Origin of the sequence: Shigella dysenteriae (assembly GCF_022354085.1) — a bacterium.
Taxonomy (GTDB): Bacteria; Pseudomonadota; Gammaproteobacteria; order Enterobacterales; family Enterobacteriaceae; genus Escherichia; species Escherichia coli.
Genome location: NZ_CP055055.1, coordinates 897,620 through 912,691, shown reverse-complemented (window position 1 = coordinate 912,691; position 15,072 = coordinate 897,620). Strand labels below are relative to the sequence as shown.

Genomic DNA, 15,072 nt, shown 5'->3' with positions numbered 1-15,072 from the left:
GATGCGGCGTGAACGCCTTATCCGGCCTACATACGGGCGACTCGTAGGCCTGATAAGACGCGTCAGCGTCGCATCAGGCACCGTGCGCCGAACGCCGGAACCTCATTTATGCTTCGGCGACAACTGCTTCACAATCATCGCCGCAATCCCGATCCCATGCTGCTGCGCCAGGGTGTTACACAATTCATCGTCATAAAACCCCTGCATCATGCGCACCGAATCGCTGTTAAACGGGTTATCTTTCGAATCAAACAACTCGTTGGTTTTACGCATCTCTTTCAGCATGTTGCGTAAAAAAATCGCCTCAAACTGTTCGGCGGCCTGCTTAATATCATTGGCCCGAACCTTCGGCCCCATTAACGCATCGCTGCCGTCAATCCCGCCGCTGGCGTTAACTTTCATCAGATCACCTCCAGGTCGGCATCCAGCGCGCCCGCTTCATGCAGCGCCTGCAAAATCGACATAATGTCGTCCGGCGTCGCACCTAAACTGTTCAACGCATTGACCAGCGTTTTCAGGCTGCTCGACTCCGGCAAACTCACCACGCCAGGGCGCGCATGATTCACCGCGATATTGCTCTGCGGCGTTACCGCCGTGCGCCCGCCCGCAAAGGCATTCGGCTGGCTGACGTTGCTGGTTTCGTTAATCGAGACAGTCAGGCTGCCGTGCGACACCGCCGCCGCATGCAGCGCAACGCCATCGCCCATCACCACCGTGCCGGTGCGCGAGTTGAACACCACGCGGGCGCGGATTTTCTCCGCCTGCACCTGTACATCGTCCAGTTGCGACATAAACGCCACCCGCGCGCCGGGGCTGGTGGGCGCGCGCACGGTAACGTTGGTGGAACTCTGCGCGGTGGCAATGCCGCCAAACGAGGCGTTAATCGCCGCCGCAATGTTGTTAGCATCTTTAAACGACGGACGTTTCAGGTTGAGCGTGATGGTGTCGCCCATTTGAAAATCGCTGGGGATCTCGCGCTCCACCGTTGCACCGTTGGGAATTAACCCGGCGGTCGGCGTATTAACCGTCACGCTGGAACCGCTGGCCCCGGTGGCGTTCATCCCGCCCACTACCACGCTGCCCTGCGCCAGGGCATACACTTCGCCATCTGCGCCGTGCAGTTGGGTCAGCAGCAAGGTGCCGCCGCGAATACTTTTGGCATCGCCAATCGACGAAACGGTGACATCAATGGTCTGCCCGCGCGAGTACATCGGCGGCAATGTGGCGCTCACCGCCACTGCTGCGACGTTTTTCACCTTCGGGTCGATTTTATTCGGCAACTGCACGCCAAACTGGCGCAGCATATTGGTGATGGTCTGGTTAGTGAATTTGACCTGGTTTTTATCGCCGGTACCGTCGAGGCCAACCACCAGGCTGTAGCCGACCAGTTGGTTTTCACGCACGCCTTGTACGTTGACCAGCGACTCCAGCGATTGCGCCAGCGCCACGCCGGGTAACGCCAGGCTTACGGCGATAACTGCGGCCTTTATCCAGTTTTGCATTGCACTCTCCGGCATTAAATCGGGAACAGAGGATGGTTAAACAGTCGCGTCAGCCAGCCTGCGGCGTTAGCGTCGCTTAACGCGCCGCGTCCGGCATAGGAGATGCGGGCATCGGCGATCCGCTGAGAGGAAACCGAGTTGTCGTTCTGAATATCGTCGGCGCGCACAAGGCCGCTTAAGCGGATGTACTCATCGCCCTGGTTGAGGGTGAGCCATTTCTCGCCGCGAATTTCCAGGATACCGTTGGGCTGCACCGCATGGACGGACACGGTGATCTCCCCGCGCAGACTGTTCTGCTGCTGGGAGGTGGCGCTGCCGTCAAAGTCACGGTTGGCATCGATGGAGCCGGAAAGCTTATCTTTGGTGTGACCAAAAATCGTCGGCGCACCGATATCGACGGTGTTGTTTTTGCCGAAGTTGGTTTTCGCCTGTTTGCTCGACTGGGTGGATTCTTCGAGGATCACCGTCAGGATATCGCCCACGCGATAAGCCCGCCGGTCGGCGGTTAGCGACCAGTTGTAGCCGGTTTCAAATACACCGCCAGCACGCCCGTCTGCCGGAGGCGGCGCTTCGGTTTTCGGTGGCGCAAAGTATGCGTCGTCTTTTTTGACCAGAATGGCCTGCGATTCACACCCGCTAAGGAGTGGAAGCAGCGCCACCAGCCAGAGATAATTTTTCACGTTCTGCCTGTTTAGTGTTGCAGGCCACGGGAGTGGCCGGTTGTTTGGTGGGTGAGGAGCGGTTTGTTTCCCCTCACCCTAGCCCTCTCCCTCAAGGGAGAGGGGACTGACCTGTGCGCGTTGTAACATCGTGCACTGCTTTTCTCCCTCTCCCTGTGGGAGAGGGCCGGGGTGAGGGCATCAGCGCGCATGTTCCCCCTCACCCTAACCCTCTCCCTCAAGGGAGAGGGGACTGACCTGTGCGCGTTGTTACATCGTGCACTGCTTTTCTCCCTCTCCCTGTGGGAGAGGGCCGGGGTGAGGGCATCAGCGCGCACATTGCCCCTCCCTTACAGCGTCTGGCTGATGTACTGCAACATATCGTCCGCCGCCGACACCATTTTGGCGTTCATCTCGTACGCGCGTTGCACCGTGATCATCGCCACCATTTCGTTGACGATATCCACGTTCGAGCCTTCCAGCGCGTTATCCTGCAAGGTGCCAAGCCCATCTTCGCCCGGTACGCCTTCGGTCGGCTGACCGCTGGCGGCGGTTTCCAGATAGAGGTTGTCGCCCTCGGCGGAAAGCCCTGCCGGGTTAGCGAAGTTCACCAGCGTCAGTTGCCCCAGTTCCGTGGGGTCGCTGTCGCCGGGTAAGATCGCCGTCACCGTGCCGTCCTCGCCAAACGCAACATTAGTCGCCCCCGCCGGAACGTCGATTTCCGGCTGCAACGGCAAGCCCTGCGAGTTGGTCAGCACGCCGTCGGCGTTCACCTGCAAATTGCCGTCGCGGGTATAGGCAATATCGCCATTAGCCTTTTGCACCTGCAAAAATCCCTGCCCCATAATGGCGACATTCATCGCGTTGTCGGTGGTTTCAACGTTGCCTTCGGTGAAGGTTTTCTGGGTGCCGACAATGCGCACGCCGCTACCGAATTGCAGCCCGGTCGGCATGATGTTGTTCTGGTCGAGCATCGCGCCCGGCGCTTCCTGGGTCTGGTAGAACAGATCCTGAAACATCACCCGGTCGCGCTTGAAGCCGGTGGTGTTAACGTTGGCGATGTTGTTGGCAATCGCGCTCATTTCAGCATCCTGCGCCGAAAGGCCGGTTTTGCTGATCCATAATGCTGCGTTCATGGTGGTAAATTCCGTGTTATTTTTGGGCCGCGGTTGCCGGATGCGGCGCGCACGCCTTATCCGGCCTACGATGTGCGGTTACGAGCCGCGCAATAAGCGGTTGCCCGCGTCGCTGATATCTTCGGCGGTTTTCATCATCTTGATCTGCGCTTCGAACTGGCGGTTCATAGCGATGGAAGACATCATCTCGCTCACCGCCGAGACGTTGCTGCCCTCCAGAAAACCGCCGCTGACTTTGATGTTTTCATCGCGCTGGGCCGGAACGCCGTCGCCAGTCACCAGCATCCCTTCAGGATTTTTCGCCAGGTTAGCGACCGGAATATCCACCAGCTTCAGGCGGTCGATATCCATCGTCGCGGTTACGTCGCCGTCATCGGGCGTCACCGACAGCGTGCCGTCACTGCCAAACGAAGCAATGGCGTTCGGCGGCAGAATGATCGGCCCGTTATCCCCCAGCACCAGATTGCCGTCGATGGTCAGTTGCCCCTGGTCGTCCTGCTGAATGTTGCCGTTGCGGGTATACACTTCGTTACCGTTTTTATCCTGCACTGCAATGTAACCCGCGCCCTGAATCGCCACGTCGAGCGGGCGTTCGGTTTTCTCCGCTACACCCGTGCTGTCGTTCACGCCGCTGGCCCCTTCCTGCGCCATATAGCGCGTGTCGAAGCCGCCACCTTTCACCTTGTCGTTGGTCGCCATCGCCATATCGGCGCGAAAACCGTTGGTGTTGACGTTCGCCAGGTTGTTGGCGCTGATCTGCTGCTCGTACAGGGTCTGAGAAGCACCGCTCAGGGCGGTATAAATCAAACGGTCCATTACATTGCCTGGAACAGCGCGTCATCGAGCTGCGTGCTGGTGGCGATAACTTTGGTGTTGGCCTGATAGTTACGCTGGGCGGTCATCAGGTTGACCAGTTCGCTGGTGATATCGACGTTAGAGCTTTCGAGCACGCCGGACGACAGCGTGCCGCAGGTGCCGGAGCCGGGAACGCCAATCAGCGGGGTGCCGGATTCGCCGGTTTGTACCCACGCGGTGCCGCTCACCGCCTCCAGGCCGTTTTCATTCGGGAAAGTCGCCAGCACCACCTGGCCCTGCAACATGCGCTCGCCGTTGCTGTAGGTGGCGTAAACTTTGCCATCGTCATCAACCTGCACGCCGTTTTGCGTTGCGGAAGCGTAGCCGTTGGCGGCGTTGGTGGTGACCGAGAAGTCCGAGCCGTATTGCGTACAGGTGGTGTAATCGACGGTTAAGTCGATGGGTGCGGCGGCGTCGGTCTGAAATTCAATGGTCTGCGGTGTGGTTGGCGAAGTCAGCTTCCCGGTGTTCGGGTCGAAGGTTAAGGTGGTCGCCGGAACGCCGGTCTGCTGCTGACCGTCGAAGGTGTACTGCACTTCCCAGGTGTTGTCGCTGGTTTTAGTGAAGTACTGGCATACCGAGTGTTCGTTACCTAAGGAGTCATACACCGTGGTGGTGTAGCTGTCGGTATACGAGCTGCTGTTGGTCGCGTCGAACGGCACGGTAGTGCGGTCGATAGCGTCGTCGCTGGCGTTGAAGTTGGCGGTAAAGGTCAGGTTGCTGCTGGCCTGCGCCGGGATATTGCCGGTTTTGATCTGGATGTCCGTTACCGTACCGGTTTGCAGGGTGCCCGTGTCATCGACCGGATAACCCTGCAAATAGTCGCCCGAGGCGTTGACGATATAGCCGTCCTTGTCGGTTTCAAACGATCCGGCGCGGGTATAGGAGATGTTGCCCGCACTGTCACACATCACAAAAAATCCGTCGTCATTAATCGCCAGATCCAGCGCGTTGCCGGTGGAGACCAGCGAACCACCGCGCGAAATACTTTGCGCGGTGCCCGCCACGCTGACGCCCATCGCCTGGCTTCCGGCATACATGGCTGAAAACTGGGTGGTCATCGACTTATAGCCCACCGTTCCGGCGTTAGCGATGTTGTTACTGATCCCGTCGAGCTGTTCGTTAACGGCATTCAGCCCCGTCGCGGCAATTTCATAACTCATTGTGTCTTCCTGTTAATTCAAATTTTGACAGCGTGCCCGTTGTTTTGCCGGATGCGGCGTGAACGCCTTATCCGGCCTACAAAACCATGCAGTTTCATGTAGGCCTGATAAGCGAAGCGCATCAGGCAATTTGGCACCGGACATCACGCCACATCACTGTCGGCATCGGGTACGCCAAACTGGCTAATCATGGTGAACGGTACTTCGCCCACGCCTGCAACGTTAAGCACCGGAGAGCTGCCGTCGAGCGGGATGCGCACATCTTCCACTTCGCCGGAGACTTCAATCGGCACCTCTTCTTCCCCGGTGTTGGTGACCACCGAAACGTCGTAATCCCCCGGCGGGATACCGTAATCGGCAGGGTTCACCGAGAAATCGACCTGGCCTGGCCCGACGGACGAACTGCCTTCCGGGATCAGCGACACCGTATAGTCATCGCCTGCGGCATCGGTAAAGTGGAGATCGGCGGTAGTACAGGCGTCGTCCAGCGTAGCGCGACCGTTAATGGTCTGGTCGCTCACCTGCAAGGCGGTGGTCTGCACCATAATGTCGTCGCCCACCAGGTTGCCGAGCGCCATTACCTGAATGTTGCTCATCAGCACCGCGTTGGTATTCGCCTGCACGCTCATCTCTTCCATCATTGCCACCTGCGCCATCGACGAAAGCTGGTCGATATATTCGGTGGCATCGGTCGGGTCGGTCGGGTCCTGGTTTTGGATCTCGGCGACAAACAGCGTCAGGAAAGTATCAACGGGCGAGCTATCGCTGCTGCTTTGCGTGTCGCTGGCCGCCACGGTGTTGTTTTCCGCCGTGGCGGTCGGCTGAGGCGATTGCGCATTAAGCGCCAGGGTATTCATCAGGCTTCTCCCAGTTTCAGCAAACTTTGCTGCATACTTTTCACGTTGTTGAGCACATCGACGTTGGTTTCAAAATCGCGCGAAGCCGACATCATGTCCGCCATCTGTTCCACCACGTTGACGTCGGGATACCAGACATCCCCGTTAGCATCCGCCAGCGGCGAATGCGGTTCATAGCGTTTCACCGCCCCGCCGGTTTGCAGCACGTCCTGCACCTGCACGCTGGCGCCGTCGATCGCGTGGCGATGCGTTCCCGCCAGCAAGCTGTTGTGATACACCGCCGCAAACACCGGGCTGCGCGCTTTATACGCCTGCGCCTCGCTACCGGCAGGCGCCTCGGCGTTCGCCAGGTTACTGGCGACGGTATTCAGGCGAATGCTTTGCGCCGTCATCGCCGAGCCGGAAATCTGATAGATATCAGTAAATGACATGCTTATTTCCCTTCAATGGCCTCTCTGATGCCGCTGATTTGCAGATTCAGAAAGGTCAGACTGCTTTGATAATCCATACTATTTTGTGAAAACCGCGCCTGTTCGCTGTTCAGTTCCACGGTGTTGCCATCTTCCGACGGCTGCATCGGCACGCGGTACTGGACATCCACCGCCGCGTTATTTGCCCGTTGCATCTCCCTGGCAAAATCAATATCTTTAGCCTTGAAATTTGGCGTATCGACGTTCGCCAGATTCGCAGTCAGTAGCTCGGTCCTCTCAAGACGTAACTTCACTGCCTGCGGATGTACTCCCAATGCCTGCTGAAAACTGATCCCCATTTCCTGCGTCACTCCTGCTTCATTCCGCATACGCTAGGCAATTACCGTGCCATTTTTTAAGTGACTGAAGAGAAAGGGTTTATGAGTTTTCAATTTTGCAGGCGGAAGTTTTATTTCCTCCTGGCGCTGGCCATACCGGGCTACGCCGCCGTCCACCCCGTGCAACACAGCGCGCGGGAACAAGTCAACGCCCAGGTGCTGAATGCCGCCAGCCAGCAGATTGAATCGCTGGCACAACAGCGGCAGTGGCATGACTATCGCTACATCTTTAAGGTCTATATTCCGTCGCAGATTGCGACCGCCGCGCCCTGTACTAAAACACCAGGCGTCACGCTGACTTCGCCTGCGGAAATCGCCCTCAACCGGATGAACTTCACCGTTAGTTGCCCGCAAAGCTGGCAGATGAACGTGGCGGTGCGCCCGGATGTACTGGTGCCGGTGGTGATGGCAAAGTCAGTGGTTGCCCGCGACACGCCGCTCACGGCAAATGATGTGGAGTTGAAGCCCTACAACGTCAGCGCCCAGCGCCGGGATGTGTTGATGGAGCTCGATGACGCGATTGGTTTAAGCAGTAAGCACGCGCTGCAACCGGGCAGGCCGCTCACCAAAGAAGAACTGGTTTCGCCAGTGCTGGTCGAACGCGATCAGCCGGTGATGATTGTTTACCAGAACGCGGGGATCACCGCCTCGATGCCCGGCGTGGCGCTGAAAAATGGTCGCAAAGGCGAGATGGTGAAAGTACGTAACGCCAGCAGCCAGCGGGTCATCAGCGCAATGGTGGCAGAAAGCGGCGTGGTAACGACGGTAAGCGCGGAGTAATTTGCGCAGGCGATTAAAGTTTTGCCGCCTGTTAACCGCTTTACTGGAGTAACCCACCCAAATACCGAGACGAGGTTGCGATGAAAATCACCCCGACTATGCCAGGCAATCGCCCGACAGCCACGACGGCAGGCTCCAGCCAGCCGCGTAAAAGCACGGCGACCACCACCACGACGCTGAGTGCCGACGACATTACTCAGGCGGGATTGCAGTCTGCCCAGCAAACGCTGAACGACCAGCAAGAGAGCGATATCGACAGCAACAAAGTGGCGCAAATTCAGGCGATGCTGGCCTCCGGCAGCCCGCAAGTGGACACCGAACAGTTAGCCAGTGACATGCTGAGTTTTTTCCAGAACTAAGAGGCCGATGAAGTGAGTATCCGGTTACAACAGGTGAAGGCGTTGTTGCAAGGGATCCGCGATGACAACAAAAATTATGATGGCTTGCGGGCGCTCCTTGAGCAGCAACGGCTGTGCATGATCCGTCGAGCCAGCGACGAGTTGCTGGCGGTTAATGAGACCATCATGCAGCACTACGAGCGGCTCAACAGTACCAGCCTGCAACGCCGTTCCCTTTTGCAGCTGCTTGGCGTCAGCGTAAATCGCGCCGGTCTGGAGCAGGTTTTTGGCTGGCTGCCCGCAGCGCAGAATAATGCCGCACGCCACTGGTGGCAGCGGTTGGAGCAAAAAGCCGGAAGTTGCAAAGCCTACAACGATAAAAACGGCGAGCTGTTGATTCGCCAGTATGAATTTATTCAGTCTTTTTTAGGCAGCGAAGCGGATTTTTTATATCAGGAATAACGACAATACCTTCCCCCATAGCGGAAACGGATTTTCCGCATGATTCTCAATCCTTTGTTTTTGATTACAAAAATTCCCGGCACGCTTATTGCAAATCCTGCAAAGCATTAAAGACTGGAAGCCACCTATGAGTTTTATTGAATGTTACGAACCGGAATACGTGCGCAATTTTATGACGCAACACCCCGGTTCGCCTTTATACGTCCGCAAGGTGTGGAAAAACGAGATTCGCCTGAGCCTGATGCTGACAGAGCCAGAAAGCTGTGAAGCGATGCTCAACGATGCCAGGGCCTTTGATTTACAGCTCACCTATCGCTCTGTGGAAGGAAATGCCGCAGAGCTTTCCGCGCGCGATGCGATACTAAACCAGGTCATTTTGAGCACCCTTACGCTCCCCAATTTACCCCCAGAACTATCACTGTACGCCGTTGGGATTTTGCTCTCCCGCGCCAGCAAAATGCCGGGAAGAGATGGCGACATTCTTGCCCGGCTGACAACACTGCCACAGGCGCTGGGCGATCATGCGAAAAAAGGCACGCTACAGGCACAGTTCGCCCAACTACCGTCCGTGCCACAGCTGGCACGCCAGTTGATGACGCTGCTCGGCAGTTGTGCGTTTAACTGGTCGATTTTGCCGGAAAGCCCGCGCAAAACGTCCCTGCCGTTGCAGATGCCTTTGCTGACCCTACATGACGCCAACAGCGAAGCCCTGTTGCAGCAGCAGCTTCAGGGGCAATGGCAAACCACCTGGCAACAGCATTTTGCCACCGCGCCCTGGATGATGCGTAACTGGCTGATTTACCGCGTTTACCACGATGTGATTGGGCAGACCGACGGCGCAGATTATTGCCCGCTGGTGTGTGATTTTTATCTCATCCGCACGTTAATCAGTTTATGGACGCTGGATGGATCGCCACTGCGGCAGGATGATATTTTCGCGCTCTTCGCCATGTTTGAACGCTGGCGAGTGAGTGAAAATGCTGCGGCGATTCGCCAGCAAATTCAGTCGTTATGTGCCGCAGAGCCACTGCTTTCAGCGTTTTCGCTGCTTACCTAACGCCGCGCTCGATCGGTTCCCTCGCCCCTCCGGGGAGAGGGTTAGGGTGAGGGGCAAAGCGCGCACTGCTCCCCCTTACCCATCAAATTAACCCCTAAACTCACCCAAACACCATGCCAACACCAACCATCATCAAAACACTCGCTACCCACCGCGAAAAACCCTTCGTGAGCGTCGTCACGCCTACCTGGAACCGTGCCACCTTCCTGCCGTACCTGCTCTACATGTACCGCTATCAGGACTACCCGGCAGACCGCCGCGAACTGGTCATCCTCGACGACTCCCCGCAAAGCCATCAACACATCATCGACCGCCTGACCAATGGCACGCCGGAGGCCTTCAACATCCGCTACATCCATCACCCGGAAAAACTGCCGCTGGACAAAAAACGCAACATGCTCAATGAACTGGCAGTGGGGGAATATATCCTCTGCATGGATGACGACGACTACTACCCGGCAGATAAAATCTCCTGGACTATCGCCATGATGCAAAAACACCGGGCGCTCATCTCCGGTTCCGACCAGATCCCCATCTGGTACAGCCATATCAGCCGCATCTTTCAAAGCCGCAGCTTCGGCCCGCATAACATCCTCAACGGCACCTTTTGCTATCACCGTAACTACCTGAAAAAGCACCGTTACGATGACGATTGCAATTTAGGCGAAGAGAAAAGTTTCACCGACAATTTCAGCGTAAACCCGCTGCAACTGCCCGGCGAGCGCACGATTCTGTGTATCTCGCATAGTCACAACACCTTTGATAAAGATTTTATTCTCGGGGCCAGCACGCCAGTAGACGCGGCGCTTACGGATATCGTCAGCGATCCGTTGTTACGTAATGCTTATCTGAGTCTGCATAACGCCACCCATCATCAGGCGATCAACCATCAGGCGATCGATCAGGTGATCATCGTGAATCTGGATAAACGCCCGGATCGCTTACAGCAGATCCGTGAAGAACTGGCATTGCTGCATATTCCGCCCGAGAAGATCATCCGCCTTGCCGCCAGTGAAGATGAAAACGGTCAACGTGGCCGCCGCCAGTCACACTTGCAGGCGCTGCGCCTGGCGCAACAACGCGGCTGGCAAAACTACCTGCTGCTGGAAGATGACGCGGTCATTCTCAAGCAGGAGAAACATATTCAGGTACTGAACACGCTGCTGGCGAGCCTGGCGAAAATTCCCTGGCAGGTGATGATCCTCGGCGGCGAAATTTCGCAAGGAACGATGCTAAAAAGTTTGCCGGGGCTGGTACACGCGCGGGACTGCCGCAAAGTGTGCGCTTATCTGGTAAACAGCCGCTACTACCCGCAACTGGCGCAGCAGATGAGCAACGATGAGCACTCGCTGGAAGACTGCTGGCAACCGCTGCTACGCGCCGACAAATGGCTGGCCTGTTATCCGAGTATTTGTTATCAGCGACCGGGCTTTAGTGATATCGAGAAAAAAACGACTGACAACATTGCTCACTATTTCAATAAGTTACCCGTAGCCACCAAGCCATCTACATTACCCATCGCCGATACCATCGGCTTTTTTATGGAAACCTCATTCCACTACACGCTGTACCGCCCAATCATCACCGCTCTACAGGCGCAGGGGTTGAGCTGCACACTAGTGATCAATGACCGCGTGTTTAAACCGTTTCTTGATGAGATGCTGGAAACACTGAAAAACATCGACGATCCGCAGCTTAAAGGTATGCGTCTGTCAGAAATGCAGGCACATGGTCAGCGAGTGAAATGCCTGGTCAGCCCCTACCACACGCCTGCGCTCAATGGCCTTTCACCCGTGAACATCCGCGCCATGTACGGCTTAGCTAAAGAGACGTGGAACCACGCCGACTGGAACCGTTTTTATCAGCGCATTTTGTGTTACAGCCACTACAGCCAGCAGGCGCTGGAACATTTCGGCAGCGCAAAAGTGGTCGGCAACCCGCGCTTCGACGCCTGGCATAACGGCACGTTTGATCGCGCGTTGCCGGGAAATATCGAACTGGATGACCGTAAACCTACGGTGCTCTACGCCCCAACGTTTGGCGCACTAAGCTCCCTGCCCCACTGGGCAGAAAAATTGGGCCGCTTAAGCGGTGATGTGAACCTGATTTGCAAACTGCACCACGGCACCTGCTCGCGCCCGGAAGAAGCCGCATCGCTGACCCTGGCGCACAGGCATTTAAAACAGCGCACCAACTCCGCCCCCCACACGCTGGCGCTACTGGCAAAGGCCGATTACGTGCTGACCGATAACAGCGGTTTTATTTTCGATGCTATCCACGTTGATAAACGGGTGATCCTGCTCGACTTTCCGGGCATGACGGAACTGCTCGACGGTGAGAAAAGTTACTCCACGCCCGAAAGCGCCGACCAGCGGATTCGCGAAATATTGCCGGTGGCTCATAATGTCGCGGAACTGCGTTATTTGCTGTCAGAGGCGTTTGACTGGGGGGCGGTGCAGACGAAGCTGGCGGAAATTCGCCATCATTATTGCGATGCGTTTATGGATGGCAAAGCGGGAGAACGGGCGGCGATGGTGATTGTAGAGGCGTTGGGGTAAGCCGCAGAAGTGCCTGATGCGCTTCGCTTATCAGGCCTACGCGCCGCTGCAATCATTTGAATTTGCGAGGATTTGTAGGCCGGATAAGGCGTTTACGCCGCATCCGGCACGAACAGCGCACTTATCTACCCTTCGATTTCAAACACATCTCTTTATGGCTGGTTAATCGGTAAAAGTTGCACATTTTGAAAGCGGGAAGAGCTGTCTTTATGGATTCCGAAAAACGCCTTTCTACCGTCAATAACCATTCTTTTTTACCTGTATTGGCCGCAACATACCTCATCCTGGAAAGGGGCTAAAGCATTTGCTGGAAATATCTATCACTACAACAGGCCTGAGCAATATGGAACAGGAGGGCGGTAGCGTTGCTGCAACAATGAGCTCCGGGACTTGTTTTGCAGAATTATTTTCATGTATAAGGCTCATCGCTATGAATAATTTTACAAATGATAAGGTATTCAAGGCAGGGCCGAGACGTAAGATAAGAGAAACAGCCATGAACAGAAACCACCTAGCGTCAGTTCTTGCGGAATGCGGACTTTCTTAATCTTGCCCTGACTTATTATACTTTCAACATGATTAATAAATTCTTTTAGAGATAAAATAAGTGAGAACAATTTTTATAATATTCGTTTGTTTTTTCATCGAGAATAGTTATGGTAGTGACCATCTTAAGATTATCTCTTTGAATGAAGTTACGTTTAAAGTTCCTGTTAATTGGTTCATTACTAAAATCAAAGATTGCTTATTTATTAGCAAAGAATATAAGAATACAACTGCATATCTTAAAGTATGTGAATACATATCACGTACGGGAAGTGACTTTTTCACAGTAAACAATGAAGGGAAATGGGAGGCGGCAAGCGAAGGCATTCCCGTTTTAGCTGACATAAATATTACGCCAGAATTTGTTGGCATGAACGCAATCGTTTCATGCCGTATTAATGATGATTCTGGATATCATGTAGATCAATGTTTTCAGGCAGAGATAACTTTCCCAGAAAATCATTTTATTATTTTTACAGGCACAGGAGATTCAGCCTTATTTATGGTTTACAAGAATATATATGCATCGCTTAAAGTAAAAGATCACGTTCTGAGGAGATAGCCTCTTATGATGGGGTGACTCTCTTATTCAGCTTTAACAGCTTGCATAGAAAAAACAAAAATACAACTTTCGAAACACATCTGATAATTCATTTATTTTATCGCGATCGTATAAACATGAATAAAACATCACTCGCATTACTGACTCTTATTCTTTTTATTACTACCCACTGTGCGAATGCTAATAAAAAAGCACTAACGATACCATTAGACTCTACAAAAATAACACCACTTGTGATTTTTTATAAAAACATCACCAACGGAATTACAGAACTCTTCTTATCTGAAACCGAAAAATCCCAAACAATACCTTTCAATCAGCAAGAAATTACCATCCCTGTCAAAGGCGAGAATTTCCTCTCACCCTGGATAGCTAACGATACTCATTATTACGAATTGGGTCAGTTCGAAGATAAAGATAATATCTTCAAAATTATTATTTATAACACCATAGGTGAAAGTGATACCCCATTACTCAATGTCCAACTGAATAGCTATGACAGGAAAGGCATTCTCCTAGATGCCCTATTGCTCAGCACTTTCTTTGGCTACGAAGATATCATCCGCTTTTCACATTTTAAAATTAGCCCGGACTATACGATAGCGATAAATAACTATGTTATCCATCCTTACGAACCTAGTGAATATGGAACAACACCGCACAAGAAGAACCCAAAACCTGAAGTGTATATACGAGCAAAGTACAAAATAGTGAAAGGATACTTTGACTTAACATTCAGGGATGAATATAAATAAACTAAATCTATTGCTTTATAATAATGGGAAATTGATTTTAACCTGCAATCAAAGCAGTTTTAATGATCACCGGAAAAATAAATCAAATGATTAGTATTATATTGAGAATCTTGATTCTATTATTCATGATAATAGTGTATCCAGATTATAATAAAAACCTACCTGCCTTTGAAGTATATGGGAAAAATGACATACTTAAGGATATGGTTATTAATATGAAAACTTATAGTAACCATAGTAAGAAAAACTCTTCCCCAACAACTATAGTGCAAACCATCCTTTTTAAAGGGAATATACAGCAAGTTTTTTGAAAGCAACGATATGGGTGCAGCGAGCTTCTTTTTTTCTTATAATAACAAGGTTGAAACGCTGGTAACAGACGCTTTCTTTTTGAATAGAAAATTAGACAAACTGCATGATGCAAATATTTTTGAAGTTATAAAGGATGGGGAAGATATCGTTATTAGATATTATAAGTGCAAAATTGAATATATGAAAAAAGAAAAATTCATTGAAATAGAGATATCAACAAACAAAAACGTTTATTTTAGCAAAAATGGAATAAAACAAAAAGACAAAAATAAATATAACACATATTTCTTCAATTACTTTGAGGCTCAAAAATAAATTTTATTTTGTCATGCATTCCCCCTAATCACCTCAATAATCCCCGTCGTCGATACCGACGGCGTACGGGGAAAATAGACCACCTCACAGACACACGAGAAATCGTCAAACTTCCCTGCCCAGTCATCCCCCATCACTAAAATATCCGCACTGTACCCCCGCAAATACTCCTCTTTCTGCGCCAGCGATTCCTCCAGAAATACGCCATCCACGCACGCCAGCCCGGCGATAATCGCCATGCGGTCATCCTGATGGTAAACCGGCGCTCTGCCTTTTTTAGCGATGTTCAGGGTGTCGGACGATACGCCGACCAGCAGCCGTTCGCCCAGCGTGCGGGCGCGTTGTAAAAGGCGCAGATGACCGACATGAAACACATCGAAGGTGCCGAAGGTGATGACCGTTTTCAT

The 15,072-nt window shown here is 53.1% G+C and carries 18 protein-coding genes and 1 pseudogene; 9 read left to right on the top strand and 10 right to left on the bottom strand.

Annotated elements, in window-relative coordinates; all coding sequences use genetic code 11:
* Positions 1-102 precede the first annotated feature (102 nt).
* The 9 genes from HUZ68_RS04330 to HUZ68_RS04290 all read right to left on the bottom strand — a co-directional run bounded on the left by HUZ68_RS04330 (position 103) and on the right by HUZ68_RS04290 (position 6,941).
* Positions 103-402: a rod-binding protein gene (locus HUZ68_RS04330; RefSeq protein ID WP_033815273.1), complete on the bottom strand. Its 300-nt coding sequence runs from the start codon at positions 400-402 to the stop codon at positions 103-105.
* Positions 402-1,502, bottom strand: coding sequence for a flagellar basal body P-ring protein FlgI (locus tag HUZ68_RS04325; protein ID WP_001181888.1), 1,101 nt, complete (start codon positions 1,500-1,502; stop codon positions 402-404). The genes HUZ68_RS04330 and HUZ68_RS04325 overlap by 1 nt, the downstream gene beginning before the upstream one ends.
* Before the next feature lie 14 nt (positions 1,503-1,516).
* Positions 1,517-2,182, bottom strand: a complete 666-nt coding sequence (gene flgH / locus HUZ68_RS04320; RefSeq protein WP_000800864.1) for a flagellar basal body L-ring protein FlgH — start codon at positions 2,180-2,182, stop codon at positions 1,517-1,519.
* Between the two features lie 329 nt (positions 2,183-2,511).
* Positions 2,512-3,297: a flagellar basal-body rod protein FlgG gene (gene flgG / locus HUZ68_RS04315; RefSeq protein WP_033815272.1), complete on the bottom strand. Its 786-nt coding sequence runs from the start codon at positions 3,295-3,297 to the stop codon at positions 2,512-2,514.
* A gap of 78 nt (positions 3,298-3,375) precedes the next feature.
* A complete protein-coding gene (locus HUZ68_RS04310) occupies positions 3,376-4,113 on the bottom strand; it encodes a flagellar basal body rod protein FlgF (protein ID WP_033815271.1) in 738 nt (245 codons plus the stop codon).
* Positions 4,113-5,315 (bottom strand): flagellar hook protein FlgE, encoded by a 1,203-nt coding sequence (flgE, locus tag HUZ68_RS04305; protein ID WP_033815270.1) that lies wholly within the window; start codon positions 5,313-5,315, stop codon positions 4,113-4,115. Before flgE ends, HUZ68_RS04310 begins: the two co-directional genes overlap by 1 nt.
* 143 nt (positions 5,316-5,458) lie before the next feature.
* Entirely contained in the window at positions 5,459-6,172 is a 714-nt protein-coding gene (locus tag HUZ68_RS04300; protein WP_033815269.1) for a flagellar hook capping FlgD N-terminal domain-containing protein, read from the bottom strand.
* The gene (gene flgC / locus HUZ68_RS04295; RefSeq protein WP_033815268.1) at positions 6,172-6,603 is read right to left on the bottom strand and encodes a flagellar basal body rod protein FlgC; all 432 of its coding nucleotides are present in this window, start codon (positions 6,601-6,603) and stop codon (positions 6,172-6,174) included. The genes HUZ68_RS04300 and flgC overlap by 1 nt, the downstream gene beginning before the upstream one ends.
* A 2-nt stretch (positions 6,604-6,605) precedes the next feature.
* Positions 6,606-6,941 carry a flagellar basal body protein gene (locus tag HUZ68_RS04290; RefSeq protein WP_000512950.1) on the bottom strand — a complete coding sequence of 112 codons (336 nt, stop codon included), beginning with the start codon at positions 6,939-6,941 and terminating at the stop codon, positions 6,606-6,608.
* 81 nt (positions 6,942-7,022) lie between these two features.
* Here HUZ68_RS04290 and flgA point away from each other — a divergent pair, with 81 nt between their 5' ends.
* The 9 genes and pseudogenes from flgA (at position 7,023) to HUZ68_RS04245 (ending at position 14,665) form a co-directional block, all read left to right on the top strand.
* Positions 7,023-7,760, top strand: coding sequence for a flagellar basal body P-ring formation chaperone FlgA (flgA, locus tag HUZ68_RS04285; RefSeq protein ID WP_033815267.1), 738 nt, complete (start codon positions 7,023-7,025; stop codon positions 7,758-7,760).
* 80 nt (positions 7,761-7,840) lie between these two features.
* Positions 7,841-8,119 (top strand): flagellar biosynthesis anti-sigma factor FlgM, encoded by a 279-nt coding sequence (flgM, locus tag HUZ68_RS04280; protein WP_033815266.1) that lies wholly within the window; start codon positions 7,841-7,843, stop codon positions 8,117-8,119.
* 12 nt (positions 8,120-8,131) lie between these two features.
* Positions 8,132-8,560, top strand: coding sequence for a flagellar protein FlgN (locus HUZ68_RS04275; protein WP_033815265.1), 429 nt, complete (start codon positions 8,132-8,134; stop codon positions 8,558-8,560).
* 127 nt (positions 8,561-8,687) lie between these two features.
* Positions 8,688-9,617 (top strand): hypothetical protein, encoded by a 930-nt coding sequence (locus HUZ68_RS04270; protein WP_033815264.1) that lies wholly within the window; start codon positions 8,688-8,690, stop codon positions 9,615-9,617.
* 113 nt (positions 9,618-9,730) lie between these two features.
* A complete protein-coding gene (locus HUZ68_RS04265) occupies positions 9,731-12,175 on the top strand; it encodes a glycosyltransferase (protein WP_239594040.1) in 2,445 nt (814 codons plus the stop codon).
* Positions 12,176-12,572: 397 nt separating this feature from the next.
* Positions 12,573-12,722: pseudogene (locus tag HUZ68_RS04260) on the top strand (ISAs1 family transposase); the annotation flags it as partial.
* 138 nt (positions 12,723-12,860) lie between these two features.
* Positions 12,861-13,283 carry a hypothetical protein gene (locus HUZ68_RS04255; RefSeq protein WP_215413265.1) on the top strand — a complete coding sequence of 141 codons (423 nt, stop codon included), beginning with the start codon at positions 12,861-12,863 and terminating at the stop codon, positions 13,281-13,283.
* A 116-nt stretch (positions 13,284-13,399) separates the two neighbouring features.
* Positions 13,400-14,038 (top strand): hypothetical protein, encoded by a 639-nt coding sequence (locus HUZ68_RS04250; protein ID WP_021556461.1) that lies wholly within the window; start codon positions 13,400-13,402, stop codon positions 14,036-14,038.
* 321 nt (positions 14,039-14,359) lie between these two features.
* Positions 14,360-14,665 (top strand): hypothetical protein, encoded by a 306-nt coding sequence (locus HUZ68_RS04245; protein ID WP_239594039.1) that lies wholly within the window; start codon positions 14,360-14,362, stop codon positions 14,663-14,665.
* Between the two features lie 11 nt (positions 14,666-14,676).
* Here HUZ68_RS04245 and HUZ68_RS04240 read toward each other — a convergent pair whose 3' ends face one another.
* Positions 14,677-15,072, bottom strand: coding sequence for an FAD synthase family protein (locus HUZ68_RS04240; RefSeq protein WP_113455371.1), 396 nt, complete (start codon positions 15,070-15,072; stop codon positions 14,677-14,679).

What these genes read in the sequence shown, in the direction of transcription:
- HUZ68_RS04265 (WP_239594040.1), top strand. Translation starts at nt 9,731, where the DNA reads ATGCCAACACCAACCATCATCAAAACACTCGCTACCCACCGCGAAAAA.
- flgC (WP_033815268.1), bottom strand. Translation starts at nt 6,603, where the DNA reads ATGTCATTTACTGATATCTATCAGATTTCCGGCTCGGCGATGACGGCG.
- HUZ68_RS04240 (WP_113455371.1), bottom strand. Translation starts at nt 15,072, where the DNA reads ATGAAAACGGTCATCACCTTCGGCACCTTCGATGTGTTTCATGTCGGT.
- HUZ68_RS04245 (WP_239594039.1), top strand. Translation starts at nt 14,360, where the DNA reads ATGGGTGCAGCGAGCTTCTTTTTTTCTTATAATAACAAGGTTGAAACG.
- HUZ68_RS04250 (WP_021556461.1), top strand. Translation starts at nt 13,400, where the DNA reads ATGAATAAAACATCACTCGCATTACTGACTCTTATTCTTTTTATTACT.
- HUZ68_RS04270 (WP_033815264.1), top strand. Translation starts at nt 8,688, where the DNA reads ATGAGTTTTATTGAATGTTACGAACCGGAATACGTGCGCAATTTTATG.
- HUZ68_RS04330 (WP_033815273.1), bottom strand. Translation starts at nt 402, where the DNA reads ATGAAAGTTAACGCCAGCGGCGGGATTGACGGCAGCGATGCGTTAATG.
- HUZ68_RS04325 (WP_001181888.1), bottom strand. Translation starts at nt 1,502, where the DNA reads ATGCAAAACTGGATAAAGGCCGCAGTTATCGCCGTAAGCCTGGCGTTA.
- flgG (WP_033815272.1), bottom strand. Translation starts at nt 3,297, where the DNA reads ATGAACGCAGCATTATGGATCAGCAAAACCGGCCTTTCGGCGCAGGAT.
- HUZ68_RS04300 (WP_033815269.1), bottom strand. Translation starts at nt 6,172, where the DNA reads ATGAATACCCTGGCGCTTAATGCGCAATCGCCTCAGCCGACCGCCACG.
- flgA (WP_033815267.1), top strand. Translation starts at nt 7,023, where the DNA reads ATGAGTTTTCAATTTTGCAGGCGGAAGTTTTATTTCCTCCTGGCGCTG.
- flgE (WP_033815270.1), bottom strand. Translation starts at nt 5,315, where the DNA reads ATGAGTTATGAAATTGCCGCGACGGGGCTGAATGCCGTTAACGAACAG.
- HUZ68_RS04290 (WP_000512950.1), bottom strand. Translation starts at nt 6,941, where the DNA reads ATGGGGATCAGTTTTCAGCAGGCATTGGGAGTACATCCGCAGGCAGTG.
- flgM (WP_033815266.1), top strand. Translation starts at nt 7,841, where the DNA reads ATGAAAATCACCCCGACTATGCCAGGCAATCGCCCGACAGCCACGACG.
- HUZ68_RS04310 (WP_033815271.1), bottom strand. Translation starts at nt 4,113, where the DNA reads ATGGACCGTTTGATTTATACCGCCCTGAGCGGTGCTTCTCAGACCCTG.